The organism is Pseudomonas protegens, assembly GCF_003732485.1.
In the GTDB taxonomy this organism is placed as follows: Bacteria; Pseudomonadota; Gammaproteobacteria; order Pseudomonadales; family Pseudomonadaceae; genus Aquipseudomonas; species Aquipseudomonas protegens_B.
The window spans coordinates 79889-82705 of the sequence record NZ_MOAK01000056.1 but is presented as its reverse complement, the minus strand read 5'-3'; the positions used below and the strand labels follow the sequence as shown (position 1 = coordinate 82705).

Sequence of the window (2817 nt, the reverse complement as noted above, 5' to 3'; positions counted from 1 at the left end):
CGGCGGTGCAGTTCACCCGCAACCCCCAGGGCATTGCCGGCGCCCTGAAAAAGATCGGCGGCGGCAGCGCCGGTTCACGCCTGCGCGCCTTCGCTGCCGCGCAATACAGCCACCTGTATTTCCACCAGGGGGTGAAACTGCGCCTGGAGCGCCTGTTCGCCACCCACCCGCCGCTGGCTGCGCGCATCCAGCGCCTGGACCCGCAGTGGGATGGGCGCTTTGCCCCCCTGTAGGAGTCCCACGTGCCTGACGATCCACGCCTGAAGCCCGCCGCACAACCCGAGCACCTCCAGGCCGCCGCCAGTCTGCTGGGCCGGCGCCTGCAGGCACTGACCCACGCCCAGTATCTGTACAACGGGCAGGTGCTGACCGATGACTCTGGCGCCCTGCAACTGGATGGCCAGGACGGCAGCCAGGTCAGCCTGTTCCTGCTCGCTGACGGGGAAAGCGTCGGCGCCGCACAAAGGCCCATGCGCCTGCCTGAGGGCTTTGAACTCGAGGCCGGCGTGCGCTGTGCGTGGGAGGCCCGCGACCTCTTGCCCAGGCTGGCGGCCAGCCACCTGCAGGGCGCATTGATCGTCCGGGTGCAGGGGCTGTTCGACAACTGGCCAGAGCTGGGACGCACCTTTCTCTGCGGTTTCCGGATCGACTTCGACAGCGGCGACTTTGTGGTTTTCTACAACCAGGGCGATGACGCCACTGCCCTGCTCAACCAATTGCCATCTGACACCCAGGGGGCCCACAGCCTTTGGCGCGACCTGCTCTGAAGGACCGCAAACCCGGTCACGGCCTTTGTCCTGCATTCATTTTTTTGCGCCGATCATCGCGGCGACCAACCGCCGCTGAAAGCGTCACCGATGGCTGTCTATCATCAGCCATGAAACCTTCCGCGCAGCGTTTTACCTGGAGTCCTGCCCATGCCCCATGAAGGCAACCTGCTACAAGCCGCCGTCGTGTTCCTCTGCGCCGCCGTGCTCATCGTGCCCCTGGCCAAGCGCCTGCAACTGGGGGCCGTGCTCGGCTACCTGCTGGCCGGGGTGCTGATCGGCCCGTCGGTGCTGGGGCTGGTGGGCAACCCGCAAAGCGTCAGTCACATCTCCGAGCTGGGGGTGGTGCTGCTGCTGTTCATCATCGGCCTGGAGCTTTCCCCCAAGCGCCTGTGGGTGATGCGCAAGGCGGTGTTCGGTGTGGGGCTGGCCCAGGTGCTGTTGACCGGCACCGTGATCGGCGTGGTGGCCCTGTTCCTGTTCGGCCAATCGCTGAACAGCGCCATTGTCCTGGGCCTGGGACTGGCCCTGTCATCCACCGCCCTGGGCCTGCAAAGCCTGGCCGAACGCAAGGAGCTGAACAGCCCCCACGGGCGCATGGCCTTCGCCATCCTGCTGTTCCAGGACATCGCCGCCATTCCCTTGATCGCCATGGTCCCGGTGCTGGCCGGCAGCGATCACCACACCAGCAGCGCCGAGGATCTGCGTCACGGCCTGCAAGTGCTGGGCAGCATCGCCGTGGTGGTGGTGGGCGGACGCTATCTGTTGCGCCCGGTATTTCGCATCGTCGCCCGCACCCGCTTGCCGGAAGTGTCCACCGCCACCGCCCTGCTGGTGGTGATCGGCACGGCCTGGCTGATGGAGCTGGTGGGCGTATCCATGGCCCTGGGGGCCTTCCTCGCCGGCCTGCTGCTGGCGGATTCGGAATACCGCCATGAGCTGGAGGCGCAGATCGAGCCCTTCAAGGGCCTGCTGCTGGGGCTGTTCTTCATCAGCGTCGGCATGGGCGCCAATATCAGCCTGCTGCTCAGCGCGCCCATCGCGGTGCTGGGCCTGACCCTGCTGCTGATCGGCCTCAAGCTGCCGCTGCTGTACGCGGTCGGGCGGCTGGCCGGCGGCCTCAATCGCGAGAGCGCGGTGCGCCTGGGTGTGGTGCTGGCGGCCGGTGGCGAGTTCGCCTTCGTGGTGTTCAAGATCGGTCGCGACCAGGGCCTGTTCGAGGCCCGCCTGCATGACCTGCTGGTGCTCACCATCACCCTGTCCATGGCCCTCACCCCACTGCTGTTACTGGCCTGCACCCGCTGGCTGAAACCCAAGGCCAAGCCGGTGGAAATGCCCGCCGAGTATCGCCGGATCGATTCCGACGGGCCGCGGGTAGTGATTGCCGGCATGGGCCGCATGGGGCAGATCGTGGCGCGGATCCTGCGGGCACAGAAAGTGCCCTTCGTGGCCCTGGACACCTCCGTGGAAACCATCGAACTGATCCGCAGTTTCGGCGGCATGCCGGTGTTCTACGGCGACCCTTTGCGCCCGGAGATCCTCAGTGCGGCCAAGGTCGGCGAAGCGGAGTACTTCGTCATTGCCACCGACGACCCGGAAACCAATATCAAGACCGCCGAGCAGGTAAGTCGGCTCTACCCGCACCTGAAGATCATCGCCCGGGCGCGTAACCGCCAGCACGTACACCGGCTGGTGGACCTGGGGGCCCAGGCGGTGCGGGAGACCTACTATTCCAGCCTGGAAATGAGCCGCCGCACCCTGGTGGGTCTGGGTTTGAGCCAGGCCCAGGCCGATTCGCGGATCCAGCGTTTCACCGAGCATGACGAACAACTGCTGGCGGCCCAGCACGCCGTCTACGACGACGCCGCCAAGGTCCTGCAAAGTGCCCAGGAAGCCCGGGCCGAACTGGCCCGGCTGTTCGCCGCCGACGAGCAGGACGAACAGATCGAAAGCCCCCTGCCGCCGATGCGCTGAGCCGCCAGCCCTGCGCCACCTTGTAGGAGTCGGCTTGCCGGCGAAGGCGGTCTCAAGGACGCCGAGGAATGATCTT

Annotated in this window: 2 protein-coding genes and 1 pseudogene; all 3 read left to right on the top strand. The window is 66.6% G+C overall.

What is annotated here, in order from left to right:
* Positions 1–233: pseudogene (locus BLX41_RS35455) on the top strand (M48 family metallopeptidase); the annotation flags it as partial.
* 9 nt (positions 234–242) lie between these two features.
* Complete coding sequence (locus tag BLX41_RS15690; protein ID WP_123725645.1) at positions 243–767, top strand: hypothetical protein; 525 nt, start codon at positions 243–245, stop codon at positions 765–767.
* A gap of 150 nt (positions 768–917) precedes the next feature.
* Entirely contained in the window at positions 918–2741 is a 1824-nt protein-coding gene (locus BLX41_RS15685) for a monovalent cation:proton antiporter-2 (CPA2) family protein (protein ID WP_123725644.1), read from the top strand.
* Positions 2742–2817 lie beyond the last annotated feature (76 nt).